Genomic DNA, 21,099 nt, shown 5'->3' with positions numbered 1-21,099 from the left:
AAGTGTCCGTGAAAACGGGGGTGAACCCTTCGCAGCGCTTGAAGGTTTCGGCGCATACCTATTTCGCGCGGTATCTTCACCATGGTTCCACGCACGCGATCGACTGCCCAACGCGGTGTTGACCGCCATCTTTCTTGCCCTAATGCTACACACGGGCTGGAACACCGGCTCGGTGGGCTCGCTCACCCTTAATGGCATTCAGCCACTTGTCCAAGGAGGGTATCGACTTCAAGGATACAAAGGCAAAACCGACGACGACACTCCAGTCGTAGACATCCCACCTTCCGCGAGAATGGTGTGCAAGGCGGTTTCCTTACTTCTATGGAACCGTAGCCAACTGGAGAAGGCCGGACTGATAGACGCTTCCGAACGTCGTGTCTGGTTTGGCTGGCAACGCGACAACTTCTCCAACATCACAGCCTTCACCTCGGACAAGCGAATCCACGCCTTCTGCGAGAGAAATGGCCTAGAACGCTTCAGACCTTCGGAGATACGAACGCTGAAGGCTGGGCTCACTTACCTCCCGCAGCGTGATCTCGAGGCGGTACGCGTCCTACTTGGACATAACGACTTGACCGTCACTGATTCGTACCTCCGTGACACGCTCTTCTTCCGCATGAACGAAGCAAACATGCTTCAGTTTCAGCGCCGCATCGAGACCACGATTACTTTCGCTCAAGGCGGCGAGACCCTCGTAGATAAGCGCCAACTACGATTGCTCGATGTCGATGCCGCGCTCATGCTACCCACCGGTGACGGGGGCTTGTGCACGAACCCTTTCTCCGGACCACCAGGCCACTCAATGGAAACCGACGAACCATGTGCGGGCTTGCATTGCCAGACAGGGGTGGGCTGTCCTCACTATCGGCTTCACGCCGACGAGCACACGCTAGAGATGGCACTACGAACCCAGAGTTACTATCGCGCACGTTGGTTCGAGCTCTCACGCTCCAATCCTGAGGCATTCTCCCGCATTCACCTTCCTCGCCTGCTGTATATGCACGTGCTATTGAAGATCGTGCAGGACCGTCGCCCAGACCTTCTCCGAAACGCGCAAAGGGCACTGACATGATGCTGCCTAAAGCACGACTTGGTTCCGAATCCGCTTCCACTGCATCCGATCCCTATCTGGTTCAGTCCAACCGCTTGACTCTGGAAGGGACTTACCTGAGCTATCGAGCAGACGACAGCACTCACCAATTTGATCTGTCCGAACTATTTCTCCCTCCGACCAGCTCGCACCAAGCCGTATCACGGCTGCCCGACGAGCCGGCGTACTTGGCCACCGCACTGGCCATCGCCGATCGCCGACTGCTTAGCGCAAAAACGGGCATGCCTGCGCCGCGCATGCTTAGTCGCCAGCTCTACCTGTTCCGCCATACTCTCGACTGGCTACGTGCACACGGTGTGTATCGCCTATCTGACGCTACTTCAGAACACACCAGCACCTTGATCAAAGAGTTTGTTACCCGTGGCTGGCCCGGAGCATTGGACCTGACCGCCCGATGGCACCGCGCTCTTGATGTGATCACACCTGACGAGCTCGCCCGCGGTTTCCACTACCGCATTCAAGGTGGCTCTATCGCGCACATCGAAACGCTTCTGCAGCCTTTCTGGCGAGCACGACTAGGCTGGGGCGGGATTCTGGGACTTCCAGAGATCATCAAGGCGCGCATCGAGAGCATGGTGGATGCACCACTCTCGCAGGGATGGACAGACCGGTCCGTCATCTCAGACGGTGCTCCAGGAGAAGGAGTAGTTCATAACACACTGGGCTGGCTTAACGACTGGTGCAATCTACCCGCTACTGTTGATCGCCTTCGGCACCGCGTTGCTAACCGACCCTCGCATGTCGCAGCGCGTATGTCACTTAAGGCAGCAGGGCGCACCGACAACCTCAGCCTGCCAACGGCGATTGATCTTCTGAAGGCTTCCTTGCGCCTTCTGTATGACGTCGCGCCACGCGTTGTTGAACTCTGCCAGTACGCAAAGGCTGTCCAGTGCGCCGTTACACCCGCCCCAATCCTATCGGCCGAATGGCTGCAGTCACAGCCTATTACCAAAGAACTTGGCACGCTGACAGGAAAGCCCGTGGCCCGCTGGGTTAATAGCGGCCATTACGGCAAGCAGGATGATGTGTATACGGTGGAACAGTTGATTGGTGCAGTCCAGGGAGCGTGCGGCGTGCTATTGGCCGCGATGAACGCCCGCCGACAGCGAGAGATCTGCGATCCTCATATTGGCGTGCGCGTGGGCGACCTAGAAGTTCTCGATGACGATCTTGGGATCTATCAGACAAGCTTCTACATCCAGAAGACGTACTTCGATCGCCATACCTTCTACATCAATCGCACCTCTGCCGATTCCCTGCGCTGCCTAGAGATGCTTAAAATTGCCTGCGCTCCGTTCGATACCGCGATCACTGCTGGTGATAGCTTATTCGCTTGCGGGCGACGCACCCAAGTTGGAGTGAAGCCAGAAGCCCACTATGCATTCACCTTCGATAAGGGGCGCACGCGATCTTTATCGAGCTTCTTGCAGGTAGCGTTTGGCGACGCGGAACGTTCTCCCTTCTCCACTCATATGTTCCGACGCTTCTATGCAATTCTTTACTACCATCAGTACGACCACGCCGAGTTGCGCGCGCTCAAGCAACATTTGCGACATCTTGACGTAGCGATGACGCGAGTATACGTCACCGATCCCGCATCACGCCCATTAGCTGAGCAGATCCGCGCTACCCTGGGACGCGACCGGTTCATGGTCGCTAATGAGAAGGTGCGCACTGCACTCGATGAACAGCAAGGTGACCTGGACGCTGCATTGGCTGAGGTTGAGCGAGAGAAATTGGAGCAGGCGATCGAACAGGTTCTGGAAGGTAGACCCACCGCAGGAGGCTTTAGTCGTGTTGTGCGGAAGCTGTATCGACAGATGTCTTCGCAGATCACGATAGGCGCTGATCAGATACCCGAGATTGCCGATAAGCTCGCCGGGCGCGGCTACCGAGTGCGGCCAATGAGCCATGGCCAATGCCACGCGCCAGACAGCAATCGTCACCTGAAGGCGCGATGTGAGCGCGCAGGCGAGCTTGCACGCGAGCATGCTGGTGCGCGCCAATGTCACGCCTGCCCCTATCATTTCAACAATGAGGCTTACTTGGAGAACCTGCAAGAGGACTTGCGGCAACTGGAGCAGGAAGCGCACGACATTCTGCTACCCCCGATGCAGCAGGCACGCGCTCGCTTTGATCACTCCAATCTTGACCGCTTGATCAGTCTCACACGGGAGAACATGGACTCCAATGCCGAGCACATGCGCGCCTTGCGGGCTCAGCGGGCCAAGTCATGAAGACCTCAGCTCACCAGTCGCAAGTTGCCAAGCAGGCCGCGCAGGCGGCAATCGACCGAAAATTGGCTGTGCTGCGCGACTGGGCAAGCAACGGCATCCCCTATCGGCACGACGCGAGTGGACACACCTTGCTGGATACGCATGACAGAAAGCTACTGGAATATTTTCCGTCGAGCTTGCGTCAATTCAAGCAATGGGATGGTTCGCAGAACTCACCTGAACTGAGGACCGCCTTGCCCAGGCTGAGTGTTACAGGCAACGATACACTTGCGAAACGACCAACCAGTACAGAGCAGGCGGTAAGACTGATCGCCACCTTGCGAGATCGCGCAAGGAGCCAAATGGAAGAAGGGCGAGCGTCGACCCTGCGCCGCCTTGAGGTGGAGCTACGATTGACGCGCCAGGCCGTAGACCTGCGTATTGGGGAAATCCGAGAGCAACAGCGTCAAATTCGGGACTTGCGTCGTGATTACTCAAACCTGCAGGCCAAGCATCAAGGCGAAACTGAAGAGTTCAAACGCGTGTTCGACCGCTTGAGCAGTGCTCTGAACGAGGAGCGCGGGCGCAACGCAGAGTTAGCCGCTCTGATGGCAAAAATTACTCCGCTGAGGAAGAGCGGCCATGGCACCTAAGGCAAATGATCCAGGCATCTCTTTGGTGGAACGACTGGAGGGCTGGCTCACCGAGGGCCATAGGGTTCCGCGAATTCGTGGTCGGGTAAACCGTGCTGCTCTGTGTCGCTTGGTTGGCCTTAGCCGGTCTTCGGCCAACAGTAACGTCGACCTGCGCGCACTGATAGATTCACTGGATGGTGGCGACGACTCCCTGTCTTATCCTTCAAACACCAGATGCCCCACTCAGGCGGTAATCGAGCACGAACTCGCCAGACTGCGCGAAGAGAACGCGCAACTCAAGCGTCAACTGAAGTCCGTCTCATGGCTACTGTCATCCGGTCGGATCATTCGATCATGAAGGGCACATTAGCGAACGAGGATCCGGTGTGGCACATCGGCATGATTGAAAGCGTACTGGAGATTGATGAAGCTGGCCTGTTTGTACGCTGGCAAACCGAGAATGGAGCTTGGCGCATCCATGTTCCCACTGGCGTACTGCCCGCTGGACCCAAGACAGGGCAGGTATGGAGATTCTTGGGGAGGGCGATGCATCACCCTATGGGTGGAGAGCTATGGCAAGTTCAGCGCGGAGAGCGCGCCCTGCCCCCAGGTGCTCTGATTTCACGCTTTCTGAGCTACCACATTCCAGGCTTGGTGGAATACCGGGCGGCGCGCTGGCAGAAGCGTTGGCCCGGATCACTTGGTGATGCTCTTACTAGAGCCCGATACACAGAACTCGCGGAAGTGCTCGCCCCCCACCCGTTAGCGGACTGCTGGGCCACGCAAGCTGTGGAGTACTGGCAGCGCCAGACCCACCATTTGGCATTGGTGCGAGAGATGAACGAGCACGAAGCAAGCGACGAGTTGGCCGCACATATGCTGGACCATTATGGCGAAGCTGCCGCTGCGATGCTAAACGATGACCCTTATAGAATGCTCGCCTTTGCGTCCTTTGCTACGGTGGACGCCATTGCGGGCAATCTCGGCGTTCAATCTCACGACCTTCGTCGGCTGCGTGGCGCCGTGGATGACCTGATGCATCAGGCGCTCGATGTTGGACGGGATGCATTGCCGGATTCCGACTTGCGAGAGGCGCTGGTGAGCGTCTTAGGTGATCGCGTAGGTGCAACGCTAGCTATCTCTGCTTCGTGTCAATCTGGCCGCATTGTCAACGCCCCACGGGATGCGTGGATCAGTGATGCAACAAGCCATGTGATCACATTCGTTGCAACGCGGCTCCATATGATGTGTAGCGGCGATGCAGGCGGCGCTTGGGAACCTGCGGATCGTCCAGAAGTAGACGCGCAACCCTCGGAGCCGAGAAGAATTCACTGGGTGCGAGGGTGGACGGATACCAACCAAATCGCACAGCTACATAGCCGCCTTGAAACCGCGCCACAGGGTGGCATCACAGTTGTCGTGACTGATAGCGCGGTCGTCACCAACTGTCTACGGACTCGATTGCCTGGCGCCACTATCGTGGAACAGCAGAAAATCGGCATGCCCTGCGCCTTGCTGGAAAGCGCGACCCGGGTGATATGGGTCACCGCCAGAGCCAGGGTTCGTGTCTTAGCCCGCATTCTGGCCAACGTGCGGCACGTATGCTGCCTGACCGTCGTCGATGATGGATCAGCACGATCTGGGGACGATGTCGTGGCGACGATGTTGAAGCGCTGCGAATCGGAGGAGACGCGGCTAGCGCAATTAGTCACCGATGATGGACGTATCCCCGCGATTGACTCAGATGGTGTCTTACAGCTGCCTTCGTACGACTCTCGACGGGCTGACCGCAAAGGTGATTTGGTGCTTCAGATAGCGCAACAGCAGCTCGAGGCTGCACTACTGGGGGTATGCTATCAAGCTGCTTTAGAGGGTTCGGTGTGTGTGGTGGGGCTGAGCGATTCCCAGCGCGATGCCCTTCTGCGGCAATGGCATCACAAACACATGCGATGCACCAACATCGTCGAGATGCACACTGGAACGGCTCCCCATAGCTGGTTCGAGGGGAGTGAATTCGAAACCTTGATCATCGTCTGGCCGACGGCACAGTCGCCAACTATCGGCTGGTGGGAGGAAGTTCACTGCCTTGCCAACCAGCGCACGGTCGTGGTTGCCACCCAGATGCTGAAGATCGATTCCAGCTCTGACCAGTTGATATCTTTAGCCGTGCCCAAGATCACCGACCCCGTATCACTCAACGACCGAGTGGAGGTGGTAATTTGATTTGCGTCGACAGAGTCGTCCTACGTAAGGACCGCGCCCATGACGGACGGATATTCTGGCATCTAACGGGATCTGATGGCCATACTGACTGGCCATTCTTGGATTACATCATTGACTGCATTGATACGCAGCAGTTGGCTAACAAGACGGTTGAAAACCGCGCCTACACACTGGTGAAGTGGTATCGATACTTAGCCGAACGGAGACTTGAACTGTGGCAAGCCTCGGATAACTTGATCAAACAGTTCCGCGATGGGCTGATGGCACGTGATGCGATCAATAGCAGTGGCGACCAGCAGGCCCGGCGGCGCACAGTCAACCTTGACTTGCGCAACGTTTACTTGTTCTACGCTTGGTTACAGCGGGATTACGTGTATGGCAACGGCCGTCGTCTACTCGGTCGCACAGCTTGCCAGATTACAAGCACGTTGGTGGATGAAAGATCCGAAAAGATAGCTTCACCACGTAAGCGCTATCCGTTGACCTTCCGCAATGCCGGAGAACGTAGCAAGCACAGGATGGGCTTTGTACCAGGTGAAGCCGATCGCGCCGCGCTCACCGAGTACTTCTACGATACCTGCCCGCCAGATCAGGCGCGTCGGAACTGCCTTCTTTTTGGGCTGGCGTGGGCCGTCGGATGGCGACGGGGATCGATCCTCAGCCTGACCACAGGTGACTTCGATCCCGCACGCAATCGGCCTGACACGGACCTACAGATAGCACCATCGGCACAGAAATTTGGCTACAGCAATAGTTTCAGTGTGCCCGCTGGCGCTGCATTGCAGGTGCTTGATTACATCGACAACGAAAGACGCGCGATCATCCAACGTACGGATAGTGTGAGTCGCGCTGTATTTCTCAACGAGAGGACCGGGAATCCACTCACCGCTGGCGCTGTATCCACGATGTTTAGCAAGGCCCGCATTGCGCTTGCTTGGCCCAGGGGAGCTGGGCTTCACGCTTGGCGACGCGGATTCACCAACGCCTATCTGGAGCGCGAGTTGGACGCCCGCATTGAACTGGGCTTAGACACAGGAGGCGATGCAATCGCGATGTCAATCGCAAGTGCACTTGGCCAAGAAAGCCTTGGCAGCCAAGCTGCTTACGTACGAGATGTACAGCGACGTATACGCGGAACTGCGACCTTTAGGGACAAGGAGGAACACGTCCGCCTATCCGATGAGAATGCTCACCTCCGCGGCCAGATCGCTTCTCTACGTGAGGCCCTAGCGAAGCGAGGTGTTGGCAATGACCGTGCATGAGATGTTTGCGGATTTCTTTTTCGCAAGCCGATCCTTGCTTGTGCACCGCGACGTGGCTGTCCGCCGGAAGAGCATCGAAGCATGGGGGGTCTACGTTCAGTTGTCATTTCCATTGATTGCCGAGGTCGGACGTTCATTGTTGAGAATGAATGCAGGCGGACGCCAAGACCCCAATCACAACTTATTGATTCGTCTGGGAGTCGCTGCAGTTGAGTCAGAGTGATCGTTCACGCCTAACGAACCTTCTGCCGCCTCGGTGTCACTTGCAAGCTACTGGAACAGGTAACCCAGTCCAACCGGCCCCACTGCGAACTACGGGCTCAAGCATTCGCCTAACCAGTAGGCGCGCGAGATAGACAGAGACACGCCAAAGGAGCAATGTGTGCGCAAGCATCTTTCGCAGAGACAGGGGATGAAGCCGACAATCTTGGCGCTGGACCTTGAAGGAACGCTCATCTCCAATGCAATCAGTCAGATTCCCAGGCCCGGACTCTGCCGGTTCCTGGAGGACGTCCGAACGCGATTTGATCGATTGATGATCTTCACCACTGTTCCCGAAGAGCGATTTCGGACCATCGCCACACTTCTGGCTCGAGATGGCAGTGCCCCTGACTGGTTTGCATCACTCCAGTACATCAACTGGTCGGGGAAGACAAAGGACCTACGACTCATTTCGCCACATCTAGGTCAAGCGCTGTTACTCGATGATTACGGCCCCTATGTGCATCCTGGCCAAGAGCATCTATGGGTGAAAATTCCTTTGTTTGGATCTCCCTATCCAGCAGAAGACGACGGCCTCAGCCTCGCAATGGAACGCCTGCTTGGATGCCTCAATGATGGCGACGAACTCTCTATCACCTAGTAGCTGGCGAGTAAGGAGCCAACTAGCTGCGAGTTTTTTATGAACCCTGAGCCTGATCCATGCCGCTAAAGCAATCGCATTAAGCCGATATCTAAGAGTGTCACGAGTCACGATCAACGCGACTAGCTCATGCCGTTACAGCAACCCTTGGGGTACTTTCCGGCGACACATAGCTCTGATCCAGTCGACTGGCCACAGTGCCGCGCACCATCTTCCATGCGCGGCCGAACTGCACAGTGGCGTCGGGACCAGCCACACTTTTCGGAAGTGAATAGGCCAACCTAGGCAGGCTCAGATCAGCGATCTTTGGCAGCTTGCAGTGTCTCGATTCGTTTAAACAGCTGCTGTTACGCGACCTTCATGCCTTCGTCCTCCAGCGGATAAGGAGATCCGAACAGCGGTATCTCCACCCAGAACTTCTCCTGCCCGGGGTGGACGTAGGGGCCATGGTCATCCAGTAATAGCGCCTCGCCAAGGCGAGCAGACACAAAGCTAAGATCCTTGGTCTTGCCGGACCATTTCACATATCGAAGCTGCGCGAACCAGGCCGGAGCACTGCCCTCGCTGACCAGCAGGGCGGCGATGCTGCGCATCCGGTCCTCAGGAACGGTGGTAAACATCACCAGCTCCCCAAATCGCGATCGCGCATCCTCAAGAAATCCATAGAGGCCAGCCCGTGGGATCTGGCTGATGGCGTTAAAGATGAGTGTTCCTTCCAGGTCCAATGCCAGGATAGAGGGCTTCATGTCTGGCCCCTCAAAGGTCGCGTCCACTTACATTGCCCCTCCCCAAGGGCTTGTCGATCACTTAAGCCTTCTGACAAGGATCAGCCCGCCGTGCTTCGGTGTCGTACGCTGGCTCGGACCTGGTAGGGACAGCACCTGAATTACCCCAATTGAAGTTCAAGATAGTCCCGGACCGCCTGCAAGCTACCAGCAGCCCCGCTGCACAATGGCCTGACGGCCGGGTCACCACCGAACAATGGCGCAGAGTTGGCGCGATGGATCCAGGTATCGGCTTGAGCCGCATCAGGGAACAGGGTGTGCAAGGCCCTGTAGATCGAAAGGATGTACCCGATCCGCAAAAGGACCGAATCATCAACCATTCCTTCCACGGACTCATCTAACCGAGGCAGGTCGGGCACCCCAAGGATCTGGCGTTGCTCATTGTCAGACAGCCGCCACGCCTGCGAGATCCGTATGAAAGTCCGAACCGCGGCACCTTTCACGTCTTCGATTTGGCCAACCGATGGTTGAGGCATGGTCCAAAAACCTCCTTGTGGTCTGGTCCGAGAATACTCTCAAAATCCGACCTTATCCGGCACAGGTCCCGGCCAGGCCATGACAGGCCATTTGGTCACGATGGCATCCCAAAGCAGAGGCGCAGGACTCCACCCAAAAGAAGAAGGCGTGCCGGGTACGGCACGCCCTTCCGTTACATCTGTCGAGTTATTAGGGACTCGGGCGGTGCGTCCTTAGGACTCACCGGAGTTGGTGCCCGGCGTGCGCGCGGACCACATGCTGGCGGCGGCATTTACCGGTTCCTGGTATTCCAGAACAGCCTGCGCCAGTTCGTCAGGAGATTGGGCGGACAAGATCCGTTCCTCCAAGCCCTGCATGCCAGACTGAAGATCATCGATCTCGCTGTCAATTGGACCGCGCAAGGGATGAGCATCGTTCATCGCACCCTGCAGAGCCTTCAGGTTCGTCCACGCGTGGCTCTTTGTGACTTCCAGTTGGTCCGGGATGTCAGAGCACTGTGCCCAGCTCATGAACGCGTGCTTACGATCAACGCTGAGCCCGGATGCTGCACTGAAGGTCGTCACACCAAAATTGGTGATGAGATCTAACGTGCTGGGCGTGTCGGTATTTGCTTCATTCCTTTCCATTTCTCTAATCACTGGTGAAAGTACTCGCGACAGTCCCCTTGGACGGCAGGTCGAGGCTGGCAGTGCCGGCAACTCAGTTTTAGCACGATCACCTGTCACTGCAAGCTACGAGCTAATTTTTTACCGGCGAGAATCAAGAACTTAGATTTGCTGCGACTGAAACAGCTTAAATGGTGGGTCGGAAGTCGCACATTCGTTCATACTTCCGACCCCGTTCTGGCCCCCCCCCATAGAACCGTCAGTCGCCCCTCCCATCACGACGACCTAGCCGGCTCGTCACCTGGCCAGGTCGACGGCGGCGTCGAAGCACCTCAGCGCCATCCTCGCTCGCTTCTCAGGTCTTCATAGTCCACCTACTCGAAGAGTAGGCGCTTCGCAGCTGTTCCTCGGTTCTCTTGATGCCTACTTCTTTCAGCACCATGAGCATGGGCTGTCGGTGAGGTCGATTCGGCACCCCGGTGTCGCCGGCGAGATTGACCGCGCGATGCTGGCCAATGTCGTACGGTTCATCCTGACCGCGTAACTGCTGCTCTCCAATCGTCGGCAAGATGCCCCTTCGGCCGCTCGCGTCTAGAGCGGGGTCCACCCGAGCTGTTGCTCGATGTCCCGCCTGTAGGGTGTCGCGATCTGCAAAGGCGTGCGGCGGATGTACTCCTCTGCCCGCTCCCGCACCTCACCGTTGAGATCACTGAGGTAGGTCAGCACCTCGTCCGCACTGGCAATCAGGTTATCTTCGCCATTGAACTTGGGCGGCAAGGCCGTCCATAGAACTACGTCGATCTCACGGGCCGCAGCCCATTGCTGCAACCCAGGGATGCCGGCCGGATCGGCTGATCCGGAAAGCCAGACGCCAACATGGCGATCAAGGTTGCGAGGCAGAATTTTCTCACGAGCACGCAGGCTGTCTTTGGCCTGCAGGACATCCTCTCCACCGTCGTAGACGGTCCAGAACGATGGGAGCGCAGATGTGTTCGGGCTTAGAACCAGGGTAAGGCGTCCGTTGCCTGACTGCCGCAGGTACTCCACCTGCACGGGCGGCCCATCTTCCCGCCAGCCCCCGACCATCGATAGATCACGAGGCTGCCACACCAGAGAACCCCATCCCAGGTACACGATCATGCCCAGCTCCCCTCTCAGTCGGTGTTACGCAGGCCCCTCGCGAGGCGGATCAGCCATTAGGTCCTGGACATCCGCATCGAGTTCCGTCGACCTCCCATCCTGACGAAGGAGGTGTCGCCACAGAGCCAATGATGGTTGGCGCTCAGGCGCTGGATACACCAGCGCCTGGCGACCTGTGAGTACCACAACCTGGCTCAAGACGGATTGGCCTCCAAGCACGCTGCTTGCGGTGGATGGTTGCCGATGCCTGTCCTGACCCAAAACGTTTAGGGATCAGGAGCTACTTATCACAGAACTGCGCCCTCAGTACTTGACGCGATAATTTGAGGCCGGCTCCCGTTTCCCAGGCATGATCCGTCCCCGCAGACGTTCGTCACCTCCCCGCCGGAGCAACCAACGGCGTACCACTGCTGCGGCTTACGGCTTCCAGCCTAAAATTTTTGGGCGGTGGCGTACCGCTGCGGACATCACACACTCCGTGTCAATTGCATTGGGCACCGGTGCGGGGTTACGGGCTTGCCAGCTGAAGAGCATGGAGAGAAGCCGGCATTTGCCTAAATGAAATGGCGCTCGGTCTTTGGGTCGGGTGATTTGACTCTTTCTCAAAACCCTAAGAGTATCTGGGCTACTCCATGGAGGGAGTTTCCTTCAGGAGTGATATTGCTGGCGATGTCCACCAATGGCTCGCCAGGACATATTAACTGCCAAGGAGGGGGCCATGGCGGCTCGATTCGACACGCATCCGCAATATGTTCCGATCATCAAGTGGCAGAAATTCGAGCAGCGCGCATTGTCCGAGCTGGTTGCTCCAGTGGTGGGGCGAACCCTGCCGTGCATCGAGGTTCGCTTGCCTGGGCAGCACGCATCCATGCTCGAATCCTATGCTGATGTATGGAAGCAGCCAGCGCTGATTGATTACTCCAATCCGGATGGCGACCTCAATGCCAGCCGCATCAAGGAACTCAACGAGTTCTTAAAGGTGGTAGGCGGCTCAGGCAAGCTGGTCACGCCGGTCCTCAACCCCGCCACCGCGGCAAAGGACTTCCCGGCCATTGGGCCATCCCTGGGCAACAGGAAGATAGCCCTTCGTCTGCGCCTCCCTGAGCCAGGCGATGCGCCAGGCGCAATCCTGATTGTTAAGGCCGCCCTTGAAGTCCCCGGACTACGACAACGGGTGGAGCGACTCATCGTCGACTTGGGCCAGACGCCGGCGATCTCTGCTGCAAACCGACCGGTGCTAGCGGCTTCCCTGCAGGCGCTGAAGGGCCAGGGCTTCAAGCACGTGCACCTTGCGTCGGGTTCCTTCCCTGCATCGCTGGCTCACATCAATGGTGCTGGCGAGGTAAAGCGCAAGGACTGGGAGCTATGGACGCAGATCAATGCGTTGGCACCGGACACGCTCATTGGCTTCGCCGACTATGGACCGCTCAACCCCAACTGGTCCGAAGAGACGCTCAAGCGGCGAGGCAATCGGGTCATCATTCGCTACGCCCTGAATGACAAGTGGCGCATCATACGCGGTCAGAACGCCACCAAGGCCGAGTCGATCGCCATCTCCAAGGTCATGACCACGGTGTATGCCAACGAATTCTTGGGAGCCCCGTTCTCATTCGGCGATCGCCTGATTGCAGATCGGGTCGATCCAGCCGTTCCGCTGAAGAACAAAGCCGGCGGCCATCTGCACATCTCTGAGTTCTGGACACATCACATCAGCTATGTGCTGAAAAAACAGTATTAGTGGAGCGCCACTGCGCTGTTCGCCCGCACGAGCAGCGCAGTGCGAATGTGTGCCTTGATCTCCTCCAGACTCAGCGTCTCGGTGATGTGCTGCTGGATCAGGTACAGGCTCTTGCTCTTCCAGCCTCTCAATTGCCCTTCCAAGCGCAGTACCTCCAATGCCTCCTCCTTGTTCAGGATGGAAGCGAGGGATGCGGCCTTGTGCCGGACATTCAAGCCCGCCTCGCGCAAGCACTGGAAGGTACCCGTCTCAGCGTCGACCACCATTGCACCCCACCAAGGCGGCAACAGGTCCATAGCCTTGGCCACGTGGCAGGGGGCCATGACCAAGGTGACCCGATCGAAGACCCAGCCGTAACGAGAGCCTTGATTGATCAGCCGGGACAGGCTATCGGCCTCGCTCTTGATCTCAAAGCAATGCATATCCTCAACCAGCACCAGATCGGCCCGCACCTCCCCACCGTGCAGCCGCAGCTCTTCCAGCAGCGAGATCGCTTGGACAGCAGATTGCCTCGCCAGATGGCCGGCCAAAGCCTGTTTGATCTGTAGCTCTCTCATGGGAACCAAGGCGGAGGGGTGTACAGCGGGAGGATATCATAGTTATGCTTATATGCACTTCACAATATCTATTTGCATGAAACGTCTGAAGCAGCCGCACCGCCTGGCTCTGGAGTTGCGTGGAAGGTTTGAGGCAGACGGGCTCACCACCAGTTCTGCGATTGCCCGCGCTGCGAGCATTGGCCAGCCTCAGGTCTACCGGAATTTGTTCGGTGGGCCCAAGCGCGTTACTCGGACATTGAAGCATCTATGCAAATATGCAGGCATTGATGCATACGAGGGCACCAGTGATCCCGGGGAGTCCAAGGTGTTGATGGATGCTCTGTCGGCTGTATGGGATGGAACCGACGGGCACGCTCATCGCCTGGCGAAGCTTCTTTTTGCCCACCAGCGGGCCCACATGTAAGAATTGGCCTAGGCCCAACGGAGGCCAAGGATGAACAAGAACACGCCAACGGTGACGGTCAAGAGCGCATATCACGCGCTCGGCGCGGCCGGCTACCCTAAGAGTTTTGTATCTCGCCTTTTACCGGACTGGTGGGACAACGCACTTTTCAAGACAAGCAGCGGGGCTATCGAGTTTGCCTCGATACTCAAGCAACGGCTTGGCTTGGATGTCCGATTTGGTGACAGCGGTGAGCTTGAAGTGCTCGCCTCAAATCGCCCTGCCCGTTACAAAAAGAGATCTGCCACGCTGGTGAGCGAGCTGCAGGTCTGCTCGAGCCTGGGCATGGCCCTGGGCAAGCTTGCGCTGTATTGCACTGATGGCACCGCCGACCCGCTCCCGGCAGACCCCAAGGAGCTGTCCAAGAGGGTGCGCACCTCGACCGGGGCTGCGGCAATAGGATTCGGGTCGTTGCTGGATTTCTGCTGGCAGCACGGTATCCCCGTGCTGTTCTTGAAGGAGCTCCCCCGCGGCAGCAAACGCATTACCGGTATGGCCATGCGGATTGAAGACAGGCCGGTGATCGTCCTAGGCTTCCAGTCTGGCCAGAATGCAAAGCAGCTGTTCGTGCTAGCCCACGAACTGGCCCATATCTGCCTTGGCCACGTCGCCGGTACCGGCGTGCTGATCGATGAGGGAATGGACGCCATCACGGAGGCTATCGAGCGTGAGGCGGATCAGCATGGCGACGCAGAGGAGCGCCAGGCCGATCAGTTTGCACTGGCCATGCTACGCAACGGGCGACTTACCCTTCCCCTCGATAACCACGGCACGATGTCGGCTGCCCAGCTGGTAAACATGGCCATGAGTCTCGGCGACAGCCTCAGTGTCGACCCAGGACACATCATCTTGAGCTACGCACGCGATCATGATGACTGGCTGTTGGCTAATCAGGCCCTTGGCTACTTCCCAGACCAGGCCAACGCAAAGGAACTGCTCAAGGATCGCTTCCTGGCCAACTGCGATGTTGACAGGCTCACGGACGACAATCGCGCCTACCTGCTCAGCATGCAAGGATTCTGATGAGCGCCAAGCACTACCTCTTGGACAGTGACGCCGCCAAAGCGCTTTGTCAGTACGGCCTCCTTCAGGACATGGCCACCGCCCTGCGGGTCGAGCTTCGGGACTTTTCGATCCTGGCCCAGCTGCGGTTCCAGCTGCACGCAGCCAATCCCGCCAAGGCGCTTGCCAAACTGGGGAGCGCGCTGGCGGTTGAGCAGCTCAACCTACTCGTAGCGCAGGCGAGCGAGGTCGTGGTTCTGGTTGAATCGGCGAACTACGCCCTGCTGGATGGCACACCGGACATAGATGGCGGAGAGCTGGCCCTGTTTGCCGCGCTCTGTGAGGACAGTAGCGCCGGCCTGATCACCGGCGACAAGCGATCGCTCGTTGCGCTGTGCAAGGTCGGCGGGACGGTGGAAGGAAGTTTCAGCTGGGCTCAGATCCTCTGCCTGGAGGACGCCATCGCAATCATCATCGGCCACTTCGGGTTGGCCTATGTATCGGCCAAGGTAAGATCCCGTCCGGACGTCAACAGCGCCCTGTCCAGCATCTTCGGAAGGTCCGTGGCGGCTGACGAACAAGCCATCTCTGATGGGCTATTAAGCTACCTAAATGACCTGCATCACAGGACCGCAGGAAAGTATCAATCTCCTTACGTGGCCGCGGTTTCCCGGTAGCAACCCGTCTTCCTGCATTCTGCGAAGGCGCTTAGGGATGTAGTGACCTTCCCTACAGCAGCAGCAGTGCATTGTCGCTTTTTATAAATTCTGTACGTCATGTCCTATGGCCGCGTCAGCCGATGCGCTGCTACGATTCGCGTAGGGCTGGACTGCCGAGGGCAACACCTCGGCCTGGAACAGCGTTGTCTTCGGCAAAGTGTGCACAGGGGGTGCCATGGCTTTGGTGAACTGCCGCGAATGTGGCAAGCAAATCAGTGATCAGGCTTCGGCTTGTCCGAATTGTGGATTCCCGATGTCCGCAGGAGTCAACCCGACTCCTGGCATCCCAACTCCACCACCGCTGGGCCCGTCTTCAGATCTGAACCGAGCCGCGCCAGCAGCGCCTGTTGCGACCTCCATTCCGGCACCGCGCCCAGCACCGAAGAAGTCGGGCTGTGGAACATTCGTTATGCTTGGACTCGTCGGCCTTCTCGTCCTGTTGGTCTTGGGCTACGGCATGGGGCCCGAGACGAAAGTAGCCACTCCATCGGCAAGCCGCGGCACTGCCAGCCAGAGCGGGGCAGCCTCCGGTCACGCATCGGACCAGAGCGCTGCGAAGGCAACAACGGTCGAGGTGTCTGCGCCCGAACTTCTGGCTGCCGCAAAGGACCAGGCCCGGCCAACTTCCGAACGCTTGGCGAACCTCACGCTGATCCTCAAGAATCATGCCGGCTCGGCCCAAGCCAAGGAGGCTGATGCAATGCGGCCGAAGCTGGAGGCTCAACTCCACGCCGAGCTTAACCCGATAGGCCTGCAGTGGTCCTATTCCACCCAGCAGGATGACATGTCGGGAAAACCCGTCCGCACGGCACGGGTAACCAGCACCAACAGCTTCAACTTTGACTTCCCCTACTCAGGCCGGCAGAAGGCAGAGCTCACGATCAGGCGTCACCCTCGATGGGGCAACGATGTAATGGTCAGCATCGAGAAGGGGCAGATCCTGTGCCATAGCTTCAGCTCCTGCCCCGTGCGTATCCGATTCGACGATGAGTCCGCCAAAACCTTCACCGGAACTGAGCCATCCGACAACAGCAGCGAGATGGTCTTCATCCCGGGATACAAGACCCTCACGAGTAAGCTGGGTAAAGCCAAGCGCCTCCGAGTGGAGTTCAATGTGTATCAGCAAGGCTCGGTCATGGCCGAATTTGACGTCAGCGGATTTGACGCAAAACGCATGACTCAGTAGCAGACTCTAACGGGAAACGAGGTGGTGGGTACATCGCGGTACGTAGCCTAGCCGGAGCCAGTACCGCTCCAGCGAGGATTCAAATCCGGCCATCTCACCGCCGCCCAAAGTTTGGAATATGTGCTTACCTCGTCCGCTCAGAGGAGAGCTAGAGCTAATTTTCAAGCCGATTTCGACCGATTCTGTGGAAGTTTCCGCTTCTTCGTACGTTGCTTCAGCCTCCATTGACTCCATTCCGTTGTCGACCCCTCAGCTATGAAGGTTACCAGGAGCCGCTTGAGTAAGGGCGAGAACTTCACCTCAGAATCGCGCAGAAGATTTGTCCAATACCGGCCCACAAGGAACGAAAGCAGACCCATGGATGCAACAGATGTCGCAAACCAAGATCGGCTAGTAACGCTGACGTTTGTTAGCACGCCCTTCCGGTACATGTATGCTGCAAACACGAGGGCGCTGCACTCAACAAAAACTACTAGCGCTGTGGGCATTGCCCGAGCTCTGTAGTACGCGGCAGACGTTAGCGTCTCCCCAAATGACAATCCAATCAAAAGAAGAACAGAGCTCAGCAATATTGGATCGAACGCTGCGGCTCCGGAAAGAGTGAGACCGATCGGGAACAGTACGAAAGGGACCAACTCAGAGCAAAGACTGGGGTAGGCCTTACTGAAGCCTCTCCATCTCTTCAGTCCGAACAAGAACATGTCTTGCAGGATTGCGGCAACCGATGCTATCGCCGCGCTCGTAAGTGCTAAGGACACCGGTATCCAGAACATATCTTCGTCCGGCCCTGGTGCGAACGGCACCATGGCTGCAGCGCCCCAAATTGCTGCGCCCATGAACGCAGCAAGCGGAAGAGCCGAGAGCTTCAACATGCTCATGAGCCGCTCAGCGCCCACAGCCAAGAAGTTGGCCGCACCACGTTTGCACTGACCTTTCCGAGATCATGGCTGCTCCTCACCATTAGCAGGGGGCGAGTGCACAGGTGCCGATACTGATATCAGCCGATAACCAAAGCGCGGCAACGTTTGGATCATTTTCTCATCAAACGGGCCGTCAAGAGCTCGGCGAAGGCTGGACATCTGTGAACGCAGAAGGTCGTCGTCAGGAGGGTTATCGCCCCAAAGCCGGCTCTCCAGTTGCTGCCTGGTGACAGCGGCAGGACTTGCCCGCATCAGCGCCTCAAGGAGCTTCCGGCAAGCTGGATAAAGATGCAGTCGCCTTCCAGCCCTTGTAGCTTCCAATGTCCTAAGATCTAACGTCAGATCTCCAACCACCAGTTGTCTCCTTGTCACCCGCCCTTCTGTGCGAGTGACCAAGGCCTCCAGTCGAACCTCAAGCTCGGTGAGATCAAAAGGTTTGGTTACATAGTCGTCGACACCAGAGCGGAACGCGGTGATCTTGTCCGAAAGGTCGTCCTTCGCGGTCAGCATCAAAACCGGCACTGGAACACCGTGGTCAAGCCGCATCCTTTTAAGAACCTCCAGTCCTTCCATGCGAGGAAGCAACCAGTCAAGCACGACTGCGTCGTATAGATTGGTAGCCGCCAGATGTAGGCCCGCCAGACCATCGGCCACTACATCAAGCTGATGACCACGGGACTCGAAGTAGTCCAGAATTTGCGCTGCGTCCTTGAGGTCGCGCTCAATCAATAGAATGCGCATGTCAGGATTGGCGGTAGCCGAGGAGTCTCAGCGCATTGAACACGACCAACAGAGTCGATCCCTCATGCACTGCTACAGCAGGACCAATCCCAAGACCCATGACTGTCGCAGGCACCAACACCGCCACTACGCCCAGGCTCACGTAAACGTTCTGGCGGATCACACTTCGGGTGCGTCGACTAAGCGCCACTGAGAACGCTACCTGCCTCAAGTCTTCGGACATGAGTGCTACGTCGGCCGTCTCCAGAGCAACGTCCGAGGACGCGGCGCCCATCGCGATGCCGACGCTCGCACTCGCCATCGCAGGCGCGTCGTTCACACCATCACCAACCATCGCCACTCGCTCCGTATCCTTGAGCTGGCGGATGGCCTTCACCTTGTCATCGGGCATTAGATTGCCCCAAGCATCGTCTAGGCCCACGTCCGTTGCCACGGCCTGTGCCACTGTCTGATGGTCGCCGGAAATCATGATCATCCGCTGGATGCCCAAGCTTCGCAGCTTGTCCAATGCTTCTCGTGCTTCTGGGCGCGGCGTATCCATAAGGCCAATGACACCGATATCACGGTCACCTAGGCGAACTGCCATCGTGGTTCGTCCAACGTTGCGAAGCTCGTCGATGGCCGACTGCGCCTCCGCAGTCAGGGTGCTGATGCCGCCGGTGCCGAACATCTCTGCCTTTCCGATCCAGACGTTTAGGCCATTCACCCTCGCCTGAACCCCGCTTCCAGTGAAGTTAGCGAGATCCGTGGCTACTGGCACGGGAACCTCTCCCAAGCGAGCGTTGCCATCTCGAACAATGGCTGCCGCCAGTGGGTGATCACTCAAGGCCTCTACGGCGACCGCAACCTGCAGCAGTTCCTGCTCTGTAGAGCCTTGCATCACCTTAATGTCGGTGATTCGCGGCTTTCCCTCGGTGAGGGTTCCAGTCTTGTCAAACGCGATGGCGCGAACCATTCCCAGTTCTTCTAGCGGGGCGCCACCCTTGATGAGCACTCCGCCCCGGGCCGCTCTAGCAATACCGGCCAGAACGGCACTTGGTGTGGCAATAGCCAGTGCGCACGGGCTTGCCGCGACCAGTACTGCCATCGCTCGATAGAAGCTATCTCGGAATGGCTCGTCGATCACTACCCACGAGAAAAGCAACAGCACTGCCAGAATCAGAACTGCCGGAACGAATACTCTTTCGAATTTGTCGGTGAAGCGTTGAGTTGGCGACTTTCTGGTCTCGGCCTCACTCACCATCTTGACGACGCGGGCCAAGGCCGACTCCCCTGATCGGCGGGTCACCTCAACTTCCATTGCGCCGGAGCCGTTAATGGTGCCGGCGAAGACGCGGGACTGCATCTCAACGGAGTCCGGACGCACCCGCGCCAGCGCACGATCACCTACCGGCAGCTTATCTACCGGGATGCTCTCACCGGTTACAGGCGCTTGATCAACGCTGCTGGTTCCTTTAACAACGAATCCGTCCGCCGGCATCCGATCATTGGGACGAACAACCACCACGTCTCCAGGTATCAGCGACTCAACCTGGACTTCAGTGACCTTCCCGTCTTTGACAACCCTGGCTGTCTCCGGGGCCAACTTGGCAAGCGCCTCAATCGCTCTCTTTGCGCGGCCCATCGCATAGTGTTCGAGCGCGTGGCCGAGGCTGAAGAGGAACAGAAGCAGTGCGCCCTCTGCCCATGCGCCCAGCGCAGCAGCACCTGCCGCCGCAACAAGCATCAACGTGTCGATCTCAAAGCGCTTTAGCTTGATGTTCTCAATAGCTTCGCGGAGCGTGAACCAACCTCCGAACAGGTAGGCAGCCACGTAAAGAGAAGTAGGGACCCAGTCGTTTGCGAGCAAGCCGAGCTTTTCAAGTGCAAAGCCAATCAGGAGGAGCAGGCCACATGCGAGTGAGAACAGTAGCTCACTGTTGGCACCAAGGATTCCACCATGGGAATGAGCATGGTCCTGCCCATCCTTATGATTGTGACCTTCGTGCTGACCTTGCGCGCCTTGGTCGGGGGCGGGGCCGCTCCTTCCCACTCCAAAATCCTCGAGCTTCGCCCTCAGATCAGCTTCTCCTGTCTGGGTCCGGTCGTACTCGATGTTCACCCTTCCAGCAGGGCTGGTGGTCGCTTCAACGACACCGGGTATAGCTTGTAGCTGCCCCGCGATCGTCCTTGCCTTGCGGGCATGCACGGACGAGTCCATCTCCAAGGACAGATGGCCGTATCGCTCACCCAGGCCAATCCCCATAGACGACGCTAGTTCGCGCACGCGCTGAAGTGAGATCAGCTCGGGGTCATAGTGAATGCATAGGGCCTCCGGAGCTCCTGCGCTTACCCCGCGCAGATGCACGCGTGATATACCGGCCATTTCCTCCAGCTCATCGGCCAGTCTCTGTACGCAGTGGTCCTCTTGAGGTACGCCGGGGAGTACGACCGGCAGTTCGACTTCTGTGGTCATGTTCACGTATTGCCTCCAAC

19 protein-coding genes are annotated in these 21,099 nt (G+C 57.8%); 12 read left to right on the top strand and 7 right to left on the bottom strand.

The genetic code is table 11. From position 1 onward, the window contains the following. The 7 genes from C2U58_RS20075 to C2U58_RS13505 form a co-directional block, all read left to right on the top strand. The coding region (locus tag C2U58_RS20075; protein ID WP_172448146.1) for a hypothetical protein at positions 1-1,072 on the top strand (1,072 nt) is incomplete at its 5' end. Further along, positions 1,069-3,348: a hypothetical protein gene (locus C2U58_RS13525; RefSeq protein WP_146033471.1), complete on the top strand. Its 2,280-nt coding sequence runs from the start codon at positions 1,069-1,071 to the stop codon at positions 3,346-3,348. The genes C2U58_RS20075 and C2U58_RS13525, both read left to right, overlap by 4 nt. Further along, the gene (locus C2U58_RS19870) at positions 3,345-3,980 is read left to right on the top strand and encodes a hypothetical protein (RefSeq protein ID WP_101099260.1); all 636 of its coding nucleotides are present in this window, start codon (positions 3,345-3,347) and stop codon (positions 3,978-3,980) included. The genes C2U58_RS13525 and C2U58_RS19870 overlap by 4 nt, the downstream gene beginning before the upstream one ends. A 303-nt stretch (positions 3,981-4,283) precedes the next feature. After that, positions 4,284-6,185, top strand: coding sequence for a helix-hairpin-helix domain-containing protein (locus tag C2U58_RS13515; RefSeq protein ID WP_172448145.1), 1,902 nt, complete (start codon positions 4,284-4,286; stop codon positions 6,183-6,185). 98 nt (positions 6,186-6,283) lie between these two features. Then, positions 6,284-7,447 (top strand): tyrosine-type recombinase/integrase, encoded by a 1,164-nt coding sequence (locus C2U58_RS13510; protein ID WP_101116217.1) that lies wholly within the window; start codon positions 6,284-6,286, stop codon positions 7,445-7,447. Next, the gene (locus C2U58_RS19865) at positions 7,434-7,670 is read left to right on the top strand and encodes a hypothetical protein (RefSeq protein ID WP_146033470.1); all 237 of its coding nucleotides are present in this window, start codon (positions 7,434-7,436) and stop codon (positions 7,668-7,670) included. Before C2U58_RS13510 ends, C2U58_RS19865 begins: the two co-directional genes overlap by 14 nt. 159 nt (positions 7,671-7,829) lie before the next feature. Further along, positions 7,830-8,309 carry an NIF family HAD-type phosphatase gene (locus tag C2U58_RS13505; RefSeq protein ID WP_232767659.1) on the top strand — a complete coding sequence of 160 codons (480 nt, stop codon included), beginning with the start codon at positions 7,830-7,832 and terminating at the stop codon, positions 8,307-8,309. Positions 8,310-8,656: 347 nt separating this feature from the next. Here C2U58_RS13505 and C2U58_RS13500 read toward each other — a convergent pair whose 3' ends face one another. The 3 genes from C2U58_RS13500 to C2U58_RS19860 all read right to left on the bottom strand — a co-directional run bounded on the left by C2U58_RS13500 (position 8,657) and on the right by C2U58_RS19860 (position 11,316). Next, positions 8,657-9,055 carry a hypothetical protein gene (locus C2U58_RS13500; RefSeq protein ID WP_101099348.1) on the bottom strand — a complete coding sequence of 133 codons (399 nt, stop codon included), beginning with the start codon at positions 9,053-9,055 and terminating at the stop codon, positions 8,657-8,659. 728 nt (positions 9,056-9,783) lie between these two features. Further along, complete coding sequence (locus C2U58_RS13490) at positions 9,784-10,197, bottom strand: hypothetical protein (protein WP_101099255.1); 414 nt, start codon at positions 10,195-10,197, stop codon at positions 9,784-9,786. Between the two features lie 570 nt (positions 10,198-10,767). Continuing rightward, a complete protein-coding gene (locus tag C2U58_RS19860; RefSeq protein WP_101116305.1) occupies positions 10,768-11,316 on the bottom strand; it encodes a hypothetical protein in 549 nt (182 codons plus the stop codon). A gap of 718 nt (positions 11,317-12,034) precedes the next feature. On the opposite strand from C2U58_RS19860, the gene C2U58_RS13480 reads away from it, so the two are divergent. Then, on the top strand, positions 12,035-13,054 hold the full coding sequence (locus tag C2U58_RS13480) for a hypothetical protein (protein WP_157825119.1): 1,020 nt from the start codon (positions 12,035-12,037) through the stop codon (positions 13,052-13,054). Here the strand turns inward: C2U58_RS13480 and C2U58_RS13475 are convergent. Continuing rightward, entirely contained in the window at positions 13,051-13,611 is a 561-nt protein-coding gene (locus C2U58_RS13475) for a sce7726 family protein (protein ID WP_101099251.1), read from the bottom strand. The genes C2U58_RS13480 and C2U58_RS13475 overlap by 4 nt on opposite strands. A gap of 76 nt (positions 13,612-13,687) precedes the next feature. On the opposite strand from C2U58_RS13475, the gene C2U58_RS13470 reads away from it, so the two are divergent. The 4 genes from C2U58_RS13470 (at position 13,688) to C2U58_RS13455 (ending at position 16,963) form a co-directional block, all read left to right on the top strand. Next, positions 13,688-14,017, top strand: a complete 330-nt coding sequence (locus C2U58_RS13470) for a hypothetical protein (RefSeq protein ID WP_102946302.1) — start codon at positions 13,688-13,690, stop codon at positions 14,015-14,017. Positions 14,018-14,047: 30 nt separating this feature from the next. Then, positions 14,048-15,079, top strand: coding sequence for an ImmA/IrrE family metallo-endopeptidase (locus tag C2U58_RS13465; RefSeq protein WP_101099249.1), 1,032 nt, complete (start codon positions 14,048-14,050; stop codon positions 15,077-15,079). Beyond that, a complete protein-coding gene (locus C2U58_RS13460) occupies positions 15,079-15,735 on the top strand; it encodes a hypothetical protein (RefSeq protein WP_101099248.1) in 657 nt (218 codons plus the stop codon). Before C2U58_RS13465 ends, C2U58_RS13460 begins: the two co-directional genes overlap by 1 nt. Positions 15,736-16,186: 451 nt before the next feature. Next, positions 16,187-16,963: a hypothetical protein gene (locus C2U58_RS13455; RefSeq protein ID WP_101099247.1), complete on the top strand. Its 777-nt coding sequence runs from the start codon at positions 16,187-16,189 to the stop codon at positions 16,961-16,963. Positions 16,964-17,124: 161 nt separating this feature from the next. Here C2U58_RS13455 and C2U58_RS19855 read toward each other — a convergent pair whose 3' ends face one another. The 3 genes from C2U58_RS19855 to C2U58_RS13445 form a co-directional block, all read right to left on the bottom strand. After that, complete coding sequence (locus C2U58_RS19855) at positions 17,125-17,841, bottom strand: hypothetical protein (RefSeq protein WP_101116303.1); 717 nt, start codon at positions 17,839-17,841, stop codon at positions 17,125-17,127. A gap of 63 nt (positions 17,842-17,904) precedes the next feature. Next, entirely contained in the window at positions 17,905-18,624 is a 720-nt protein-coding gene (locus C2U58_RS13450) for a response regulator transcription factor (protein WP_054663593.1), read from the bottom strand. A gap of 1 nt (position 18,625) precedes the next feature. Then, a complete protein-coding gene (locus C2U58_RS13445) occupies positions 18,626-21,079 on the bottom strand; it encodes a heavy metal translocating P-type ATPase (protein ID WP_232767661.1) in 2,454 nt (817 codons plus the stop codon). Positions 21,080-21,099 lie beyond the last annotated feature (20 nt).

Source organism: Stenotrophomonas sp. VV52 (genome assembly GCF_002893095.1).
Lineage (GTDB): Bacteria > Pseudomonadota > Gammaproteobacteria > Xanthomonadales > Xanthomonadaceae > Stenotrophomonas > Stenotrophomonas aracearum.
This window is presented reverse-complemented; position numbering and strand designations above follow the sequence as displayed.